Annotated in this window: 19 protein-coding genes and 4 tRNA genes; 10 read left to right on the forward strand and 13 right to left on the reverse strand. The window is 66.3% G+C overall.

Annotation, left to right across the window (positions count from 1 at the left end; translation table 11 throughout):
* Window positions 1-2 precede the first annotated feature (2 nt).
* The 6 genes from ATL45_RS23580 to ATL45_RS23605 all read right to left on the reverse strand — a co-directional run bounded on the left by ATL45_RS23580 (window position 3) and on the right by ATL45_RS23605 (window position 6,110).
* On the reverse strand, window positions 3-1,838 hold the full coding sequence (locus tag ATL45_RS23580; RefSeq protein WP_093153698.1) for a VirB4 family type IV secretion system protein: 1,836 nt from the start codon (window positions 1,836-1,838) through the stop codon (window positions 3-5).
* The gene (locus ATL45_RS23585; protein WP_093153701.1) at window positions 1,835-2,875 is read right to left on the reverse strand and encodes a PrgI family protein; all 1,041 of its coding nucleotides are present in this window, start codon (window positions 2,873-2,875) and stop codon (window positions 1,835-1,837) included. Before ATL45_RS23585 ends, ATL45_RS23580 begins: the two co-directional genes overlap by 4 nt.
* 6 nt (window positions 2,876-2,881) lie before the next feature.
* A complete protein-coding gene (locus tag ATL45_RS23590) occupies window positions 2,882-3,778 on the reverse strand; it encodes a hypothetical protein (RefSeq protein ID WP_246025504.1) in 897 nt (298 codons plus the stop codon).
* 17 nt (window positions 3,779-3,795) lie between these two features.
* Window positions 3,796-4,482 carry a TrbL/VirB6 family protein gene (locus tag ATL45_RS23595; RefSeq protein WP_093153703.1) on the reverse strand — a complete coding sequence of 229 codons (687 nt, stop codon included), beginning with the start codon at window positions 4,480-4,482 and terminating at the stop codon, window positions 3,796-3,798.
* A 322-nt stretch (window positions 4,483-4,804) separates the two neighbouring features.
* A complete protein-coding gene (locus ATL45_RS23600) occupies window positions 4,805-5,161 on the reverse strand; it encodes a pilin (RefSeq protein ID WP_093153706.1) in 357 nt (118 codons plus the stop codon).
* 55 nt (window positions 5,162-5,216) lie between these two features.
* Window positions 5,217-6,110: a hypothetical protein gene (locus ATL45_RS23605; RefSeq protein ID WP_246025505.1), complete on the reverse strand. Its 894-nt coding sequence runs from the start codon at window positions 6,108-6,110 to the stop codon at window positions 5,217-5,219.
* A 513-nt stretch (window positions 6,111-6,623) separates the two neighbouring features.
* Here ATL45_RS23605 and ATL45_RS23610 point away from each other — a divergent pair.
* The 6 genes from ATL45_RS23610 to ATL45_RS23630 all read left to right on the forward strand — a co-directional run bounded on the left by ATL45_RS23610 (window position 6,624) and on the right by ATL45_RS23630 (window position 11,418).
* Window positions 6,624-7,469, forward strand: coding sequence for a hypothetical protein (locus tag ATL45_RS23610; RefSeq protein WP_143121664.1), 846 nt, complete (start codon window positions 6,624-6,626; stop codon window positions 7,467-7,469).
* Window positions 7,462-8,241 carry a TRM11 family methyltransferase gene (locus tag ATL45_RS23615; RefSeq protein ID WP_093153711.1) on the forward strand — a complete coding sequence of 260 codons (780 nt, stop codon included), beginning with the start codon at window positions 7,462-7,464 and terminating at the stop codon, window positions 8,239-8,241. The genes ATL45_RS23610 and ATL45_RS23615 overlap by 8 nt, the downstream gene beginning before the upstream one ends.
* Window positions 8,238-9,311: a DNA-methyltransferase gene (locus tag ATL45_RS23620; RefSeq protein WP_093153713.1), complete on the forward strand. Its 1,074-nt coding sequence runs from the start codon at window positions 8,238-8,240 to the stop codon at window positions 9,309-9,311. The genes ATL45_RS23615 and ATL45_RS23620 overlap by 4 nt, the downstream gene beginning before the upstream one ends.
* A gap of 73 nt (window positions 9,312-9,384) precedes the next feature.
* Window positions 9,385-9,651 (forward strand): hypothetical protein, encoded by a 267-nt coding sequence (locus ATL45_RS38470; protein WP_143121665.1) that lies wholly within the window; start codon window positions 9,385-9,387, stop codon window positions 9,649-9,651.
* Window positions 9,638-9,970 (forward strand): helix-turn-helix domain-containing protein, encoded by a 333-nt coding sequence (locus ATL45_RS23625; RefSeq protein WP_093153716.1) that lies wholly within the window; start codon window positions 9,638-9,640, stop codon window positions 9,968-9,970. Before ATL45_RS38470 ends, ATL45_RS23625 begins: the two co-directional genes overlap by 14 nt.
* A gap of 236 nt (window positions 9,971-10,206) precedes the next feature.
* Window positions 10,207-11,418 (forward strand): tyrosine-type recombinase/integrase, encoded by a 1,212-nt coding sequence (locus tag ATL45_RS23630; protein WP_246025858.1) that lies wholly within the window; start codon window positions 10,207-10,209, stop codon window positions 11,416-11,418.
* Between the two features lie 38 nt (window positions 11,419-11,456).
* Here the strand turns inward: ATL45_RS23630 and ATL45_RS23635 are convergent.
* The 4 genes from ATL45_RS23635 to ATL45_RS23650 all read right to left on the reverse strand — a co-directional run bounded on the left by ATL45_RS23635 (window position 11,457) and on the right by ATL45_RS23650 (window position 12,291).
* A tRNA-Val gene (locus ATL45_RS23635) sits at window positions 11,457-11,531 on the reverse strand.
* A 1-nt stretch (window position 11,532) separates the two neighbouring features.
* Window positions 11,533-11,604 (reverse strand) — tRNA-Cys (locus tag ATL45_RS23640).
* 47 nt (window positions 11,605-11,651) lie between these two features.
* Window positions 11,652-11,724: transfer RNA gene (locus ATL45_RS23645), tRNA-Gly, on the reverse strand.
* A 141-nt stretch (window positions 11,725-11,865) separates the two neighbouring features.
* Complete coding sequence (locus tag ATL45_RS23650; protein WP_093153719.1) at window positions 11,866-12,291, reverse strand: SsgA family sporulation/cell division regulator; 426 nt, start codon at window positions 12,289-12,291, stop codon at window positions 11,866-11,868.
* Between the two features lie 935 nt (window positions 12,292-13,226).
* On the opposite strand from ATL45_RS23650, the gene ATL45_RS23655 reads away from it, so the two are divergent.
* Complete coding sequence (locus ATL45_RS23655; protein WP_256258419.1) at window positions 13,227-13,610, forward strand: TIGR02611 family protein; 384 nt, start codon at window positions 13,227-13,229, stop codon at window positions 13,608-13,610.
* A gap of 57 nt (window positions 13,611-13,667) precedes the next feature.
* A tRNA-Val gene (locus ATL45_RS23660) sits at window positions 13,668-13,739 on the forward strand.
* A 57-nt stretch (window positions 13,740-13,796) separates the two neighbouring features.
* Here the strand turns inward: ATL45_RS23660 and ATL45_RS38475 are convergent.
* Window positions 13,797-14,138 carry a hypothetical protein gene (locus tag ATL45_RS38475; RefSeq protein WP_143121666.1) on the reverse strand — a complete coding sequence of 114 codons (342 nt, stop codon included), beginning with the start codon at window positions 14,136-14,138 and terminating at the stop codon, window positions 13,797-13,799.
* A gap of 551 nt (window positions 14,139-14,689) precedes the next feature.
* On the opposite strand from ATL45_RS38475, the gene ATL45_RS38480 reads away from it, so the two are divergent.
* A complete protein-coding gene (locus ATL45_RS38480) occupies window positions 14,690-15,016 on the forward strand; it encodes a hypothetical protein (protein ID WP_143121667.1) in 327 nt (108 codons plus the stop codon).
* Between the two features lie 346 nt (window positions 15,017-15,362).
* Here ATL45_RS38480 and ATL45_RS23665 read toward each other — a convergent pair whose 3' ends face one another.
* Window positions 15,363-15,818 (reverse strand): Hsp20/alpha crystallin family protein, encoded by a 456-nt coding sequence (locus ATL45_RS23665; protein ID WP_246025507.1) that lies wholly within the window; start codon window positions 15,816-15,818, stop codon window positions 15,363-15,365.
* A gap of 395 nt (window positions 15,819-16,213) precedes the next feature.
* Window positions 16,214-16,456, reverse strand: coding sequence for a hypothetical protein (locus ATL45_RS23670; RefSeq protein ID WP_093153723.1), 243 nt, complete (start codon window positions 16,454-16,456; stop codon window positions 16,214-16,216).
* A gap of 474 nt (window positions 16,457-16,930) precedes the next feature.
* Between ATL45_RS23670 and ATL45_RS23675 the strand changes: the two genes are divergently transcribed.
* Window positions 16,931-17,281, forward strand: a complete 351-nt coding sequence (locus tag ATL45_RS23675; RefSeq protein ID WP_121505388.1) for a hypothetical protein — start codon at window positions 16,931-16,933, stop codon at window positions 17,279-17,281.
* Window positions 17,282-17,658: the final 377 nt, after the last annotated feature.

Raw genomic sequence — 17,658 nt, forward strand, 5'->3', positions numbered from 1 at the left:
CCTCAGTCGTCGAGGACGAGGTCGTGGCCGCTGTCGATTTCCGCGAATTCACCTGTCTCGTCGTTGGGTTTGGGCAGTGACGCTAGTTCGGCAGGGTCTGTAGTGATCAGTTCGTGCTCGCCGTCTGAGGCAATTGCCTGGAGCGCGACCCGCTGGGTCCCGGTCGATAGCAAGCCTTGGCCTGTATCAGCCGACAGTAGGAACTGCCGTTCCCCTTCGGACAGTGCGAAGGTGTGGACGATGTCGTCGATGGCTTGAGGCGCTTGGCGCAGCAGGATTTGGGTGGCGGCGTTGGCGATGACGGCTTTGCCGAGGTCTGTGCCGAGGACGTCGCCGACGTCCTGGGTGGCGACGGTGAGCCCGGCCCAGTGCTTGCGGGCGGATTTGGCCATGCGCCACAGGAACTCGGCCCCGGCCTGCTGGTGCATGAGCAGCCAGGCTTCGTCGACCACGCAGAGCCTCGGGCGTCGGGTGGAGGGGTTGGAGACCCGGCGCCATACCGTGTCCAGGGTGAGCAGGGTGCCGGCGGATTTGAGTTCGTCGGGCAGGTTCCGCAGGGAGAACACCAGCAGGTGGCCCTCGGGTGGCATCGTTGTGGGTCCGTCGAACAGGCCGCGGAAGGCGCCGTCGGTGAACGGCTGCAACCGGCTGGCCAGCTCGCGGGCGGTGTCGCCGCCGAGGTCGGTGAGGACGGCCCGGAGGTCGGACAGCAGCGGTGCGTGGCGTGTCCAGGTTCGGGCATCGTCGGTGATCCCGGCCTGCTGGTAGGTCGCGGTGACCGCCTGGTCCAGCACGGCTCGCTCGTCGGCGGTCAATGGCTGTTCGAACAGGACTGACAGGAGGGTGTGGATGAAAAGGCTGCGGCGGGTGACCGCATCGGCGGGTGCGGAGCGGCGCCCGTCTGGGCGGGTGTGGATCGGCAAGTCCATCGGGTTGAGGTGGATTCCCTCGGTGCCCAGCGGGAAGTAGGTGCCGCCCACAGCTGCGGCCAGACGGGCGTACTCGTCTTCGGGGTCGATGATCGCGATCTCCACGCCCCGATATAGCGAACGGAGTGTTTCGAGTTTGACGAGGTATGACTTGCCTGCCCCGCTGCGGCCGAGGATGACCGAGTTGTAGTTCTCGCAGGCGAACCGGTCCCAGTGCACCAGGCCCTGGCTGCCGAGGTTCCAGCCGTAGAGCACGCCGGCTGCGGTCGACGCGGAGGTGGGATCTGGCGGCGGCAGGTCCGGCGAAGTGAAGGGGAATGCTGCACTCAGCGCGGCGGTGTCGAAGGTGCGGGTCATGCCGATCTGATCCAGCCCCATCGGCAAGGCCGTGATCCAGCCTTGCAGGCTGCGGTAGGTGGTGGGTTTGGCGTCCATGAGCAGTGACGCGGTCAATGCGCGCAGCGCGCTGATCTCCTCGACGAGCTCCTGCTCCGAGGCGGCGTGCACCGTCAGGTACAACCCGCATCGGAACAGACGTCCTTCACCGCGGGCGAGCCGGTCGGACAGGTCGTAGGCGTCCTCGGTGGCCGCGTCGACCTCCGGGTCTGCCAGGCGTCCATGGGCGGCGGAGTGCCGGCGCCCGGATTCGAGCTTGCCGAGTTGCTTGCGCAACCGATCCGCGGCCACCCGCGGGTCGACGGGTTGGATGTGCAGCGACACATCCAGTCGGCCAGGATAGGTCAGCAAGGGCTGCAGCCAGCCGGGATGCACCTCGCGGGGGTAGCCGGTGACCGCGAAGGAGGCGACCCAGTCTCCTCCGATCTGCAGGTGACGAGGGTGCACCTCGATGGCGTCCGGAGCGAAGGCACTCGCCGCGGCGGGCTGCCGGCGGCGGCTCTTGGTGGTCACGAGAAATCCTCCTCGGCTTCGCGGTCCCAGTCCGAACCGGCGGGGGTGGTGATGACCTCGTCCGCGCCGGCCATCTCCGCGGAGGGCGGCAGCAGGCTGTCTGGGTTGGTGGCCGTGGTCAACACCGCCGTGGCCTGGGAGGCATCCAGCAGCGTCACGCTGATGCCCGCGGGCGCAAGCAGTTCGGTGGCCTCACTCATCCGCCGCAGCAGTCGGGAGGCCGCCGCGCGGCGTGCCCCGTCCGACGGCTGCTCGCCGTCGCTGCGGGAGCGGCCGGAGCGGCGGCGCCGGGTCAACGAGTCCTGCGGGCTGGTGCGCACCGGTTCGCGGACCACCAGCAGGATCTGCCGCCGCAGCAGGTCGGCCTGCGCTCCGAGCTGGACCAGGTAGTCGGCGTGATCCAGCGCCGCGTCCTCCAGCGCCGGGTGCGGCAACCCCGTCGCACGCTCGCGCAGCTCCGCGATCTGCCCGGACAGGTCCAGCCGTTGGGCACGGACGAGGATCTGCACGCTCGCGCTGAGGCTGTGCAGATACCGGCCGAAGGCCGCGGTCAGCGCTTCTTGCTCGGCCGGGGTGCGCAGCGCGAAGTTCACCGTGCTGCAGGCCGCCACCATGGCCACGCCGTCGTCGCCGAGATCGACGATGCCGGCTTCGGCGACCCCTTGGGCCGGCAGGTCGAGCCCACCCGCGGCGACGGCTTCGTACCCGTGAGCCACCTCGGCCAACCACTCCGGCACATCGACGGGTGCGTGGTCGGCCGCGACCCGGCGGCGTGGCTGCAGGCGTTGACGCGTGGCGGCCAGCAGGAGGCGGTCCAGCGTCATCCCGTCGCGGCGCACCACGACCAGCGCGGTCACCGCGACTCCGACCGGAACTGCGACGAGGAGGTAGACGATCACGGGGAGCACGGCGCGCGTGGCCTGCCAGCCGCCGTAGAGCACCAGGCCGGTCACCGCCATCACCGCGACCTGGCGGGCGGTGAAGCCGGCCAGAATCCTGTCCTCGCGATCAACGTCGGCGGGAATCCGCACGCTCATCGACGATCACCTCCTCCGTCTGCGGGTGCTCGGCCGGGGCGGGTCGAGCTGGGGCAGGTCCAGTGGCAGCTGCTGCTGGCGTGGCCGCGGTCCCCGCCGCTGCGATCGAGACGGCGGTGTCTGCGGCTGACCACTGGTGGACGGTTTCCGCGTGCGCTGCACGTTCAGCGGCAGTTCGTACTGGCCGTCCCGCCCGCGGCGGGGCTTGTTCTCCGGCCATTCCCCATCCAGCGGCAGCTTCGTCTGACGGTTCGGTCCAGACCTCCTGGGTTTGTCCGGTGGTGGCGGGGTGGGGCGGCGCACTCGTTTCACGTCGAAGGGCAACTCGTACTGCCCGCCTCGGTTCAGGCGGGGTTTGTTCTCGGGCCACTCGCCGTCCAAGGGCAGTGGGAGTTGCCGACCGCGTTTGTGAGGCGACGGTTTCTGTTCTGGTTGTGGTTTCGGCCGCTCGGGTTTGGGCTTCCGCTCGACTTTGAACGGCATCTGGTACTGGCCGTCCCGGTTCAGGCGTGGCTTGTTCTCCGGCCACTCGCCATCCAGCGGCAACTCCAGCTGCTCCGGGTCCTTGCCGCGTGAGCGGCGGTTCACAGGTTCAGGTTTCGGACGTGATGGCTTGCGTACTCGTTTGACGTTCAGCGGCAACGTGTACTGACCATCCGAGTTGGCACGCGACTTCGCATACGGATCAGGCGGCTCGGTCGACTTCCGAGTACCGCGGGCACGCGAGGGGCTCCTACCGCCTCCTGCTCCTTTGAGGAGACCGAAGGTCTTGTAGGCGATGAATCCCCGGATGAGGCCGCCGATCAGGGAGCGGCCTCCTCCGCCGCGTAGAGATCCGAGAATCCAGAACGGGATTTTGATGAGGACGTAGCACAAGGCGAGTGCGACCAGGAACTGAATCACAGGACTTCCCCTTGTTGTTAGCTGAACAGCGTGATGCCGCCAGGCCAAAAGAAGAGCTTGATCGCCCCAACGAGGGCGAGTGATTGACCAACCTGGATAGCGATGACGCCGGCGAAGGCCTTCCACCACCACATGGCGATTCCCTCGGTGTGCGGAAGCGCGTGACACATGAGGAACAGTGGGGCGCCGGCGAGCAGAATGATGGTGAGCGTGATGCGGACGATGTAGGTCAGCAGCACCGCGACAAGCATGACGATGAGAGCGAGCGCGATGAAGATGACGAACAGGCTGCCTCCGTTGAGATCGTGCATCAACGTGTCGGTCATCGCGCGAGCCGCGATCTCCGGGCTGAGCTGGTCGCCGAGGATTGCTTGCGAGAGCGCGTTCCCGATCTCGATCACCTTGCCGCCAAAGAACAGTGACAGGTTGGACGCGAGGAACCCGACGATCACCCGGGGGAGGATTTCCTTGATGGAATTCCGTGTTTGCAGCGATTCGTAAGCCATGACGATGATCCCCGCCGCCAGAGTGAGCGTCGCGTAGACCGCGATGACGATCTGCTGGGAGCTGCCCCATATCTGTCCCATGACCGGCAGCTGGTCCAGCTGAGGCGTGACCAGCAGTGATTTCGCCAGGAGGTCCAGCAGGCTGTTCAAGCCAGGTGTGACCAAATCGCGGAAAAACGCCTCGATCGCATCCGCCACACAGGCCGGAATGTTCGTGATCCCGCACGACGACTCCTCAACCGGAGCCTGGATGGGGTTCGGCTGATATCCGGGCGGCTCATTCGCCGGAGGAACTGGAACGGGCTGGGGAATGCACCCCGGTCCCTGGCATGGCGGCGTGGGTGGCTCGGGAACGGGTGCGGACGGAGCAGGTGATGGCGGGGCGGGCTGGGCGTCTGAGGCGCCGGGGACGGCCAGCCCCGCCACCCCGACGAGCACGACCAGGGCGGCCACCGCGGTACACACGCGGCCCAGCCGGTGGCCCACCCCCAAGGTGGAGCACGTGGTGGCCGGCATGGGATCAGACCCCCACGATTCCGCGCAGGATCCCCACGACCACCGGAGCCAGCGCCGCAAGGGCAAAGCCGAACCCGGCGGACTTGAATGCCTGCTTGGCTTTCTCGATCTCGCCAGGGTCACCGTTGGCCAGCAGATAGCGGACGCCGCCGATGGTGAAGAAGACCGTGGCCAGCAGGGCGAGGATGCCCATGATCCAGTTGCGGATGTTGTTCAAGACTGTGTCGATGTTCGGCGCATGGGCAAGTACATGCCCCGCTTCCGCGGGAGCGGAGGCCGCCGTCAGCAGGAAGCCGACGGCGGCGAGTTCGGCGACCAGGGCTAGCCGAGACCAGTGCCGGCCGCGTAGACGCGAGCGCATGGGTGGACCTCCAGGGAGCGCGAGGGAAGCGGCGAGTGCGCGGTGCGGGTAGGGCTCACCCGCGTCCCTGAAGTCCGGATTTCGGGGGCCGATTCGCCGGGCCGCCCCCAACTTTTTTCGCTACGCGTTGTGACCAACTCTCGTCGTCGGTCACCTCGTCGGACGTCTGCCACGTCGTGGCCGCAGCCCCTGTCGGATCGCCGTCGTCGGGGCTGGTGTCGGACTCGGCCAGCCATGCGGCGAGTCGGTTCTCAGCCTTGCGCCGATGCTTGGCCAGCGTCTTGTAGGTCAGTCCCGGCGGGCGAGGCCAGTCGACCAGCTCGATGCCTTCCAGACGGGTTGCGCCGATCAGCTCGGCCTCGGTCCGGGTGAGGACCCCGGCCTCGACCGCCCGCGCCAAGACCAAGTCCGGATGCCCGGCCGGCGGCTTGGGCTCGCTGGAGTGGAACCCCGGCGGCCTCGGGGTCGGACCGTCCATCCCGTCCAGCAGCGCCCGGTGCCCAGCGCGGTAGGCCGCCCACCGCAGGCGGACCGTGATCCGACCCTCGGCGAGATCCACGGTCTGCAGCGCGTCGAGGAACCCACGCAGGATCTCGGCGTGGATGTCACTGGGGTCGTCGGCGTACCGCTCGGTCAGCCGAGCGGCCAGGGAGGTCAGCATCGGCAGCGCCAGGCCGACCGCGGTGATCGTCCACGTGCCGCCCTCGATGCGGGCACGGCTGATCACGTGGCTCCAGACCTGGTCCCACACCTGGCGGGGGCAGCCTTGCGCCAGCAGTAGGTCGCGGAGTTCGTCGACCGGGATCTCGCGGGCGGGCAGGTGATCGAACAGGCGGCCGTCCACGGCCACCGGGTGATCTCCCGCGGTCAGCCACCCGAACGCTTCGCGCGCGGCATCCAGCGGGTTGCCCGGCCACTCTTCGTGCTCGCAGTGAGCGGGGTGAGCCATTGCTCGGCTCCTCTCGAACGGCGATTGATGACGCCGCCGAGAAGGCCAGGCGAGAAACAGCGCAGCGCACGGCTCCGCACTAAGACGAAACTAAAATGATCTCCTTGTTCCGAACCAGGAAGATCATCTTTTGATCGACTTTCAGATCGCGTCCTGAACGAACAGCAAGCCCGTGCTCTGCGGTGTTAGTCGGACGCTGTTCCGTTGCTGCCATCGCGACCGGCCGGAGAGATGGAACAAGAAAAAAGGTCTTGAGGAATTCACGGAGCGATCTTGAGCAGGCTCGCAGAGGGCGCTGTTGGTGCCCTGGAAAGCGGGGTAGTTGTCGATCTTTCGTAGCTTGACTCAAGATCGACCCACAAACCCGTGGAACTAGCGCCTTAGTGACGCTGGGTGTCCGCTCCGGTTGGAGGGGTGGTGAGGAAAGAATCTTGGACGCTGGTGGCGAATCGGGGCCGTTTTCGCGGACTTCAGGGGTGTCCTCGGCAAGACCACCGATCACCGGAGCACGCGATGTCTGCCCTCCCGATCCCGGAGGCACCGCCTCCTGACACACCCGACGACTACGGGCCGAACCCCTGCGTCGGGTCGGTCCGTGAACCACGCCGCGAACCCATCGGCCTGCCGGTGCCGACGACGGTGCGGCTATGCCTCCTCGACCCCGCCGCGGGAGCCGACGAGATCATCGCCGCCGCTGTCTCGATGATCATCACGACCTACACCGTGCCCGGCGACCGGATCATGCTCACCGACGCTGGTGCCGCGATGGCCGATAGCCGTGAGCGCCGGGACCGGCTCGTGGAGTCCGCCCTCCGACTCGGCCGCAGCGCGGCCACCATGCCGGACCATCGGTCTCACAGCGAGCACCACCCCGCCCCGACGAGTAGGGGTCTGCACGACACTTCGAAGTCCGGGTCCGGACTCGGACCCCGATGCGACGACACGGCCGGGCCGGTCGCGAATCCGACCGGTCAGCAGTCCCTCGGCGAGGCTTCGAGTCCGGATTCCGACGGCTTCCGGTTGGTCATCGCGGGCTGGTCCGACCATCCCGTTGATCCGTTCGCGAAGGTCGACTGGGCGCGCGTTCTAGCGCCGGCTGGCGCCATCGTCGTACTCACGCACGGTAGCGATCAGCGCCATGCGCGAGCTACCCATTCGGGGCAGTGGGCTCGCGCCGCTGCGGCGGCAGGGTTGATCTTGACCGACCGGCTGATCCTGGCCCACCAACTCCCAGCCGCCCCGCGATCGGCGACGCCGCTCGGACGCCAGGCGATAGCCCTCCACGGGCACCGCCGCATCCACACCACCGCCTGTGTGTTTCACCGCTCGACCCCACCCGCGGAGGCCGACCATGCCTAAGACGGCCCTGCGACCCGGCAGCGTCTGGGACACCGGCAGCACCAGCCCCGCCCTGCAGATCGCGAACCGACACATCGGGGCAACCCGCGGCGACACCGCGCTGACCCCGGCCATTGCGCGCCACATCATCACCACCTACACCGCCCTGGGCGACACCATCTGCGACCCCAACCCAGGACCGGGCGTGGTCCTAGCAGAAGCCGTCCGAACCGGGCGCGACGCAGTCGGACTACCGACCCAGCCCCGGTGGGAATCCGCCCTCGAAGCCAACCTCGATCTCGCCCGACTTGCCGGCGCGACGGGCACCACGACTTTGCTCGACAGCGTCGACGATCCCCGCGCCACCGAGCTGCCCGGCGCCGTCGACCTCGTGCTCACCGGCCTCCGACATGCCCCGAGCAGCGACCCCAGCCAGATCCTGGTCGAGCTGTATGAAGACCTTGATGCGGTCGCCGACTGGGTCTGGCCTGGCCGACACATCGTGATCACCTGCCGACCCTGGCGCCACCGCGGGCGACTGCTCGACCTGCCCGACAAAATCCACGATGCCGCCAATGCGATCGGCCTCGTTCCCACCGAGCACTGTGTTGCCCTGACTGCACCGATGCGCGGAAACCAGATACGGCCAAGGATTACGCGTGTCCGAAGCCATCCGGAAAGTTTCGATCATCACGGTCGTCCAACTGCGTTTCCGGTCCACATTGACGTACTGATCTTCCAGGTTCCTCCCGCTGGACACCACGCAGCTGCTCCGGCGCGGAGTGCCGCATGAACGAACTCTACTTTCACGATAAGCACATCGAATTGCGGGTTGGCGACGCACTGGAGGAGATGCGGTCCTTGCCGGACGCCTCGGTGGATTGTGTCGTTACCTCACCGCCGTACTGGGGGCTTCGCGACTATGGCACGGCTGTATGGCTTGGCGGAGATCCCGGTTGTCTGCATACCTTGGGAACAACGCCGCATCAACGCCGGACTGTCAAGAAGCGTGTCCCAGGGCTTCGTTCGGGTGCTGGAAAGCAGTGTAGGAATTGTGGCGCGATCGCGCACGATCGGCAGTATGGCCTAGAACCGACGATCGATGAATACGTTAACCGTGTTCGCGATGTCAGCGCGGAAGTGTGGCGGCTGCTGAGCGCACACGGCACGTTCTGGATCAATCTCCGGGACACGTTCAGCTACCACAACAGCGGCACCGGTCGAACGGGCACAGCAACAAGTGTTGAATCAGCTCGGGGGGTCCGACACAAGAGCCTCATGGGAATTCCATGGCGGGTCGCACTAAGCCTGCAGCAAGACGGGTGGATCATCCGGAACGCGATCATCTGGCATAAACCCAACGCCATCCCGGACCCCGCCTCAGATCGATACTCGTCGCGCTACGAAATGGTGTTTTTCTTGGTCAAGCAACCGGAATACCACTTCGACGGCGACCAGGCGCTTGAACCACTCTCGCAGAGCCGGCCCGCGCACCGGAAGAATCATCGCGGTGGTACCAAGCCGCACACAGTCAAGACCCCGTGGCGCCCCACGAGCAATGGGAAGAACCTGGGCGATGTCTGGTCGATCTCCACGCGGCCACTGCCCGAAGCGCATTGCGCGCCTTTCCCGATCGACCTTCCGCATCGCTGTATCGCAGCTGGCTGCCCCGAGAACGGTCGCGTTCTCGATCCCTTCTCCGGAGCTGGAACCACCGGCCTCGCCGCGCGGCAACTCGGGCGTTCCTTTCAGGGAATCGACCTGCGGGCGGACTACCACGACATCTTCCTGCAGCGACTTCGGCAACAAGGCTGGCGCATTGAAGCCGCCAACGAAGGAAAACCAGGAGTCGACGTTGCGTAGGGACCTAGTCAGCCTGACCGGCAACGCGAGCCTTCCTCCGACACGACGGCGCCGGAACACCGTGCACGGGTGCATGACGCGGCAGTCGCAACACGATCCCGTGCGCCGGCGTTACGCTTTCCGCCGCGCCACCACCCTGGGCCCGGGAACCGGCAGCTTCGGCACATGTGACCAGCCAACGATCACACGAGGTGAGAGCGAGATGGGCAGCGTTCTTCAGCTGGTCAACGATGAGACCTGGCGCGTCGCATTGTCGCCGGAACGACAGCCCAGCGTCGGCCTTCTGGACGTGGCCGGAGGCGCCCTCATGGAGAACGCGGGGCAGCATGAACACACATGATCCACTCGCTGCCGCAAAGGACGCAGACGCGATCTCGGTTGCAGCCGAGCTTGCCTCCGCGGCCCGCGAACTGGCCGACGCCGTCCGCGCGCTGGCCGGACACGCTCCACAGGATCCCGATGCGTTGCTCACCGCCGAGCAGCTCGGAGATCTCCTGCGGTTGTCACCGCGCACATTGAAGGACCAGGCAGCAGCCGGACTCATCCCGCACCGCCGGTTCGGCAAGCACTACCGCTTCAGCCGCGACGACGCCGCGGAAATCGTACGCCTCGCCAGGAAGACTCCCTCTCCTCAACGGCAAGAGTTCCGAGCTGCCTGAACCGGGCATCGTGCCCACACAAATGTCCGCCCCAGCAGCAGCCGGGGCGGCTCCACAAAGAGAGAACAAGGAAGGAAGTGATCATGGCCTACGGCCAACGAGATCTCCAAGGAAAGGGCGGCTGGCGTGCACGGTACAAACGTCCCGACGGCACGTGGGGCAGCGAATCCGGGTTCACCTCGAAGAAGGCAGCCAAGCAGTGGGGCGAAGACCAAGAAGCGCTGATTCGCCGACACATGTGGATCGATCCCCGCAAGGGCGATATCTCGTTCGATGAGTTCGCAACGGAGCTGATGGAATCCATCGGCCCGCGCCTGGAACCGTCGACGCTGGCGAAGTACAGGTCTCACCTGGACAACCACCTGCTGCCGCAGTGGGCGGGTTGGCCGTTGATCGGGATCTTCAACAGCTACATGGAGATCGAGAAGTGGGTCTCGGAGCTGCACGAGGACTACGCCGAGTCCACAGTCGCGTCCATATTCGCGACGTTCTCGACCTTCCTCAAGGTGGCTGCCCGAGCCCAGCACATACCAGCTAACCCGTGCTCGGGCATCAGAGTGACCTCTGGAGAGTTCGATCCCGAGCGCCTCGTAGCCACCCCCGTACAGGTACTGCGCGCGGCCATGCGGCTGTATCACTCCGCAGGCCCAGCAGCCTTCGTGCTCACCGTGATGGACGCCTACACCGGAGGACGCTGGAGCGAGCTGGTCGGTCAGCAACGGCACGAGTACAGCCGCGAGCGCCCGGCGATCCGCATTCAGGAACCGCTCAAGGAGCTCGGAGGCAAACTGTTCAAGGGCGGCCGACGGATCGGTCCCGGTGGTGTCGGCGCAGGCGTCCCCACCCCCTCGAAGCAGAAGACCACCCGGCCAGGCAGGGGGAGGAAGAAGGGGCGGACAAAGACCCCTGCCGGGACGCGGGACGTCCTGCTCGCCCCGAGCATCGCGGCGCTCTACGAAACGCTGATGGACTCCCACGAGCACCCGTTCATCTTCTGCACGCCCGAGGGGAACCTCCTACGGAGGTCGAACTTCCGTCAACGCCACTGGCGCCCGGCTTGGGACGGTGTCGAACCCGACAATCCACGGGCCAAGAACCACGTCCCGTCGATCCTGATGTGGTTCACCTTCCACGAGGGACGGCACACCCACAGCACCTGGCTGGCCGAAGACGGAGTCTGCGAGATCGCCCGGCGCGCCCGGCTCGGGCAGAAGATGAAGGGCATCGGACGGGTCTACGACCACGTGACCCCGGAGATGGAGCGACAGGTACTCGACGTACTGGAAGCTCGCTGGAGGGCGTCTGTGGCGGCGCTGACCGCCGCGGAACGGGCCCAGCTGATGCTGTGGTTCCCATGCCTTCGGGAACTCGGCGAAACTGTGAGTGGCGAGCACGGTCAAGACCAGATCGCCGAATCAACGCCGAATGATCAGTCAGCAGCAAGCTGACCACTGGAGGAACAGGGCTGCTGACCTGCAAGAAGAAGTGGTGCGCGATACTGGGATTGAACCAGTGACCTCTACCGTGTCAAGGTAGCGCTCTCCCACTGAGCTAATCGCGCGAGGCGGAGGCGGGAATCGAACCCGCGTACAGGGCTTTGCAGGCCCTTGCCTAAGCCACTCGGCCACTCCGCCGGACTCCGCATCCACACCTGGGTCGGCTGGAACGCCAGAGGATCCAGAGCGGATGACGGGACTCGAACCCGCGACCCTCACCTTGGCAAGGTGATGCGCTACCAGCTGCGCTACATCCGCGTGCCTGCGACTTCTGGTTCCGGGGTCTTCCGGGCCCGTCCGCCGCGTTGCACAGAGAACTTTAGACCACGCCCGAGATCGCGATCAACGGGGGGTCCACCAGACACCCGGCGCGGTCCGCGCCGAGCCTGTTTTCCCTGGTCAGCCGAGGTCGTGCGGCAGCAGTCGGGTCAGCGCCTCGTCCACGTCGACCCACAGGTTCTCGTTGCCGGGGACCACCACGTCGTAGGTGCGGTCGAGGAAGTCGGCGAGCTCCTGCGCGGAGGCCTCGAACACCGCGTGGCCGGACGGGGAGCTCAGCTCGATCGCCACGACCTCCGGGTCGTCGACGGCCGGGCGGATGGTCACGTCGCCCTCGCCGGCGTGCGCGATCAGCCCGTCGGCGAGCAGGTCGCGGGCGAACACCCATTCGACCCAGCCGGCGCGGCCGGTGCGGAACGCGGCCACCACCGCGTACGGGTCGCGGGTGTCGTAGCGCAGCTCGACCTGGACCGGCACGGCAGGTGTCTGCGGAGCCAAGAGATCGAACACCGCGGTGGAACGCAGTGTCACGTGATCGTTACGCATTGTTCTCCCCTTTCTGCTCCCCCCGGTCTGCTTATCGACCGGGCAACACAGTTGTGACGCCTCAACGGGCTCGCACGCTCGCGACTTTCGCTCAGATCACCCGTACGGGGCAGGGTGCAATTCGCTGGGCAATCGGTTGGATGCGGTGCGTGTTCACGATGGCCTCCGGTTCGGGGTGACCGCGGGTCGGGCGCCTCGCTCCGAGACGCGTCGTGCCCGTCGCTCACACCAGAGGAAGATCCACTGCGAACAGCCCGGCAGAGGCGTTGAGCCGTAGTTCCAGAACTCGATCGGCGACCACGCTCAGCTACTTTCCGTAACCGAGCGAAACGGCCCCGCGTCCGGTCTTCGATCCGTCGCCCCCGTCTCGCGGAACTCGCCTTCGCGCCCGGCTTGACCACCGGGTTTGCCGCTCCGCCGAGTCTGCTTGACGTCCGCTCAAGAATAGGGGATAGACCCCCTCCTCCAGGAGGGCGCGCAGGCTGCGGATGAGATGCTCGCCACCGCGTGTCCCCGGATCGGGCTAATGTTGCGAGACCTCGCCGACGTGCGGTAGGCGTGCGACCGAACGCCCGGTCGAGAGTGGGGTCACAGTGTGACCAGGATCGAAGCGGTGCGACAGGGCCGAACGGCCCGGCCGCCCCTGCCGCGACCCATGAAACGGGTCACATTTCCGCGGCGACGGGGGTGCGCTGACGCCCGACTGTCGGCTTGACATCCGGCCGCGCCGGGAACGCGCGAAACGTGCCCGGGGGAGCGGCGGGATCGTATTCTGGCCGAACGGGAACCTCCGCCGGCGCGGAGCCCCGTCCGAAGACGACGCACGACCTACAGGTGGAGCCCTGACCGACGAAGCCGAGCCGGGAACCCGCCCCGCCACCGCGGGTCCGGCGACCGACGACGACAGAAAGCCCAGCCTGCGCGAGCGCCTCTGGATCTTCCGCGAGCGTCTCCGCGCCAAGGCGGGCTTCAACCTTGCCTACCGCGTGGCGATCGGTGTGATCGGCGGGCTGGTGCTGGCCGCGGGCATCGTGATGATCCCGTACCCGGGCCCCGGCTGGCTGGTGGTCTTCGCCGGGCTCGGCATCCTCGCCACCGAGTTCCACTGGGCCGGCCGCGTGAACGGCTTCGCCAAGCGCCACTACCGCCGCTGGGTGGCCTGGCTCGGCCGCCAGCACCTCGCCACCAAGCTGGTGGTGATGGGCGGCACCTGCGCGATCGTGCTGGTCACGCTGTGGTTGCTCGGTCTGTTCGGCACGATCGGAGGCTGGCTCGGCCTGCGCTGGAGCTGGTTGGCCTCCCCCCTGTTCGGCCCCTGAAAACGGTCGTGTATTGTTCTTCATGTCGCCGGGAACGGCGGCAGAACAACAGAACAAGGGCGATTAGCTCAGGGGGAGAGCGCTTCGTTCACACCGAAGAGGTCACTGGTTCGATCCCAGTATCGCCCACAGTGTGTTGTTACTGATCAGATGGCCTGCTCGCGATCTTCGCGAGCAGGCCATCTGTCATTTCGGGGAGCAAACGGGGAGCAGGGTGGCGTCGGGTCTGCTGAGCTCTTCGGCTGGGCCGAAGAGCTCGGCCCGCTTCCGGCCTGTGACCGCATGCAGGCGGCCACGGATGCGATGCGGGATGCCTGCACCGCCGCCGAATCCGCAGCGGTGGCACGAAACGCGGCCGTCGAAGCTGCCGGCTATGCCCAGCAGGCCCAGAACTCGGCTGCCCAGGCAGCTGATTTCGCGAGACAGGCGCAAGCTTCGGCCGATGCGGCCCGCGCCGACGCTGAACGGGCCCAAGCCGCCGTGGTCGCCGCACGCGCCGCTGCCGACTCGGCCCAGCGGAGTGCTCACGACGCGGCGGTGTCGGTTGTGCGTGCACACCGATCCGCAGGCGATGCCCGCAGTTACACGAGTTCTGCCTGCAGCGCGGCTGACCAAGCCCGAACCGATGGGCTCGCGGCCGGCATCGATGCACGGCGGCGGCCGATGCCGATATCGCACTAGTCGCAAACGTAATCGCTTCCACGGAAAGTACTTTTACGACGAAGCGAAGCCCAGTTGGTGGGAATGCACGCAGGCGGAGATGGTGAAGGCTGGCATCTCCGGATCGCTGGGGCTGCAATAGTGGGTGGATCGGTGTCGCTCGGAGCCCTAACCATTCCAGGATGGGTAGCGGGAGGCGTAATCGGCGTCTTCTACTGCTAGCAATGCTGCTGAGTACTAGTCGCAAGAATGGTCGGGGGCGCGCCGCTTACGCGTGGCCCCGACCGCTCGGCATCCGGTATCATCGAGAAACAGCAGATCTTATTGAAAATTGGAGACCGGTATCAAAGTCATCTGAATTGGTGTTCCCTAAGAAGGTGGTACCCCTCGATGGTGAGTATTTACTGGTCAGGTGCTCGATGCCCTGGAAGAAGAGCCCGTTTCGCGCGATCGGCGCATGGATGTACCTGACAAATCGTCGGGTTCTGCTTGTTCCGGGGTCGCATGAACAATTTTTAGGCCACAAGGTCTGGTGGGCGCTGCGGGAGGATATTGCGGAGGTTGACACAGTCGACCCAACCGTGAAGAACCTCCTTGTCGGGGGAATTCGCAACATGCTGAAGATCGAACTCCAAGATGGATCAGTGCAGCTTTTCAATCCTTACAAGCCGAGTAAAATTGCGAAAGAGATCAGAGAGTGGATTTCTTCGGAAGGGGAACCTGCTGCTCCAGATGCCGATCGTTGAGGTGGCCGACGTTTCCGCTGCAGGCTCGTCGTGAGTTCCTGATGTTGTTGTTGCAGTAATCGGGTTGGCGTGCCGTGATGCCCTTCTTCTGGGCCTGTCCGTCGTATGCCTGGCCAGTGGCGAGGGCTTGCCCGACGTCGTGGCGTGCCCAGCCGGTGACTTTCTCTGTCCGATCAGGACGGTGGTGCGCCCGTGGTTCAGGTGGTTTGAGTTCGGCGATGTGGGTTGGTCGGACATTTTTGGGTCGGTTGATGCCGGTTGGGGCTGTTTCGGTAGGTGTGGGTAGCAGTGGTCCCGGCCGGGAGTTCCTGGCCGGGACCGATTTCATCTGCTGTGCGATGTTGGGTTAGGTGTTGGCCTCCTCGGTGGAGCTTTCGATCACCTTGCGCTGGCCGCCTCCGCGGCCGATCTCGACCCGACGTGGCTTCGCTTCTTCGGCGACCGGCACCGTCACGGTCAGCACGCCGTCCTTGTAGTCGGCGGCGATACCGCTGAGGTTCACGCCCTCGCCCATCATCAGCTGTCGGCTGAACGTGCCTCGAGGTCGTTCGGCGGCCAGGTAGCTCGGCTCGCTCTGCTCGCTGCCTCGCACCGCCGTCTTGCGCTCGGCGCGCACGGTCAGCGTGTTGTTCTCCGTGATGAGATCCAGCGAGTCCGGGTCCACGCCCGGCAGGTCGAACTCGATCACGTAGTGATCACCGAGACGGTAGACGTCCATCGGCATCGCCTGCGGCGCCCGGGTGGCGTTCAACACCTCATTGGCCAATCGGCTGAAATCGCGGAACGGGTCGAACTGCAACAACTTCCTCACTCCCCTTCCGAAGGAACCCGTGGTCAGATCCGAAACGAGAACTTCCGAAAGACAAGCAGCTGTATGTGCGGTCCCCACCTCCCAGAACGAAGAAGGTTTGATCCGGACACCCCTATTTTGCGAACCACAGCCCCAGGTTTCAACCCTCGCTGTCACCCACAAGGAGGTATTTCGGGGTCGTTCCGCGCTTCGGTCAGCGCTGGAGGAGGCCCCGATGATCGGCACCTCCGCGTCGGAAGTGCCGACCACCGGGGGTATCCGCTGCGGAGCGACGTGGGCGGTCCCGCGGGTGCGTTGCCGTTTTGCTCCCGAGCGCGGTTCGGTGCTTCCCGTTTCACCGCGGGCAGGCCTGCTCGCTCGGCGCAGCGGAGTTCGTCCGGCCCTGCTCAGCTGGGGCCGGTGGGCGGCGTGCCGGGGCGGTCGGGCAGGTGCGGCGCGTTCGGCGGGGTGGGGCGGTCGGGCAGGTGCGGTGCGTTCGGCGGGGTCGGGCGGTCCAACTCGGCTCGGACGGCCGTCTGGCCGGTCGAGGCCGGCACCGCGGCGGATGCCGGTTGGGCCAGGAGCAGGGAGGCCAGTGCCGCCGGAATGAAGATTGCCGCGGCCGCGACCGAAGCAGTGCGCTTGCGCATGGGCCAACTCCGTTCAGGACTTCGTCTTGGTGGCGGCGCTGCGTGCAGCGTCACGGCGATGTTGCTCGAACCGGCCGTCGCGGAGCGTGCGGTGCTCGGACGAACCGGGGAATCCCTCGCGAACACGTCGTCCCGCACACCGGTTGTGCCAGATCGGTTTCCCCAGAGACGAACCTCCCGTCCACGATGGAATCGGCACTCTTGCGGTTTCCCACGCGTAGCCAGGTGTTGCGTGCGGCGACGCCTTCGGAGGTGGCATCGAGTTTCCGTTTTCCGTGGAAAGAGCCGGAGTTCTGGTGGGCGTTGTCCACCGCTGTGGGAATCGTGGTTGGCGCAGCGGGAAAACGATCCCGGGCGGTGTGATCGGGCAGTTCTGTTACCCGGATGTCATCAGCCGGACGCGGATCGCGGCCCGATCGGTGTCGCGCCTGCTTGACTCGTCCGGCAAGCGAAAACCGTTGAAAGGACTACTCGATGCAGCAGGCCACCAAGCGTCGGATGGGGCGTGGAATCGCCCTCGCCGTGGCGGCGGGCGCCACGCTCACCATGGCGACGATGGGCACTGCGCAGGCCGCCGCTCCGGGCGTCCTGAAGCTGTGCTCCAAGGGATCCTACGCCTCCTACGCCTCATTCCCGGAACGCGGCGGCTTCGCCACCTACGTCGTCCCGAGCGGGAAGTGCGACACATTCGACTTCGGTGGTAACCGGCCCGAGCGGGTGGACATCGTCCAGTCCGGCGGTCGCATCATCGGGTCGGTCACCTACGACGGTCGTGCCGGGCTGAACATCGCCACCGTCGACGGGCCGAGCTTCTACCCCTTCTGACGGGGTCAGCCGGAGGCCGAACTGCGCCGCTGCCGCGAAACGCGGTGGCGGCGCAGTCGTGTGCGGCTGCCGGTTCCGGCCGATGTGCACGGCGACCCTGTCGCGACGGCCCGGTCCCGCCCCTTGAGAGCCCGGCACTGTGTACGGACGGGCACCACTCCGAGGGGTGCGGGGCACCTGCCTGTCCGGGTTCTTTCCCGTTAGTGTGAGATTCAGCGGTGATCTCCTGACAGGGATGGGGGTGGCAGGTTCGCCTGTTCTCGGCCCGCGGTCGATCGGATCAGCCGCCCGGCGACCACGGCGCGTCGAAAGCCGCCGGATCCCGTGCGAGTTCGAACCCCTTCCCGATCGACGACCAGCCGACCGCGCCCTTGAAG

It is taken from the genome of Saccharopolyspora antimicrobica (genome assembly GCF_003635025.1).
Lineage (GTDB): Bacteria > Actinomycetota > Actinomycetes > Mycobacteriales > Pseudonocardiaceae > Saccharopolyspora > Saccharopolyspora antimicrobica.

What these genes read in the sequence shown, in the direction of transcription:
- ATL45_RS23605 (WP_246025505.1), bottom strand. Translation starts at nt 6,110, where the DNA reads ATGGCTCACCCCGCTCACTGCGAGCACGAAGAGTGGCCGGGCAACCCG.
- ATL45_RS23625 (WP_093153716.1), top strand. Translation starts at nt 9,638, where the DNA reads ATGAACACACATGATCCACTCGCTGCCGCAAAGGACGCAGACGCGATC.
- ATL45_RS38470 (WP_143121665.1), top strand. Translation starts at nt 9,385, where the DNA reads ATGACGCGGCAGTCGCAACACGATCCCGTGCGCCGGCGTTACGCTTTC.
- ATL45_RS23620 (WP_093153713.1), top strand. Translation starts at nt 8,238, where the DNA reads ATGAACGAACTCTACTTTCACGATAAGCACATCGAATTGCGGGTTGGC.
- ATL45_RS23600 (WP_093153706.1), bottom strand. Translation starts at nt 5,161, where the DNA reads ATGCGCTCGCGTCTACGCGGCCGGCACTGGTCTCGGCTAGCCCTGGTC.
- ATL45_RS23650 (WP_093153719.1), bottom strand. Translation starts at nt 12,291, where the DNA reads ATGCGTAACGATCACGTGACACTGCGTTCCACCGCGGTGTTCGATCTC.
- ATL45_RS23610 (WP_143121664.1), top strand. Translation starts at nt 6,624, where the DNA reads ATGTCTGCCCTCCCGATCCCGGAGGCACCGCCTCCTGACACACCCGAC.
- ATL45_RS23615 (WP_093153711.1), top strand. Translation starts at nt 7,462, where the DNA reads ATGCCTAAGACGGCCCTGCGACCCGGCAGCGTCTGGGACACCGGCAGC.
- ATL45_RS38480 (WP_143121667.1), top strand. Translation starts at nt 14,690, where the DNA reads ATGCCCTGGAAGAAGAGCCCGTTTCGCGCGATCGGCGCATGGATGTAC.
- ATL45_RS23670 (WP_093153723.1), bottom strand. Translation starts at nt 16,456, where the DNA reads ATGCGCAAGCGCACTGCTTCGGTCGCGGCCGCGGCAATCTTCATTCCG.
- ATL45_RS23675 (WP_121505388.1), top strand. Translation starts at nt 16,931, where the DNA reads ATGCAGCAGGCCACCAAGCGTCGGATGGGGCGTGGAATCGCCCTCGCC.
- ATL45_RS23630 (WP_246025858.1), top strand. Translation starts at nt 10,207, where the DNA reads ATGTGGATCGATCCCCGCAAGGGCGATATCTCGTTCGATGAGTTCGCA.
- ATL45_RS23585 (WP_093153701.1), bottom strand. Translation starts at nt 2,875, where the DNA reads ATGAGCGTGCGGATTCCCGCCGACGTTGATCGCGAGGACAGGATTCTG.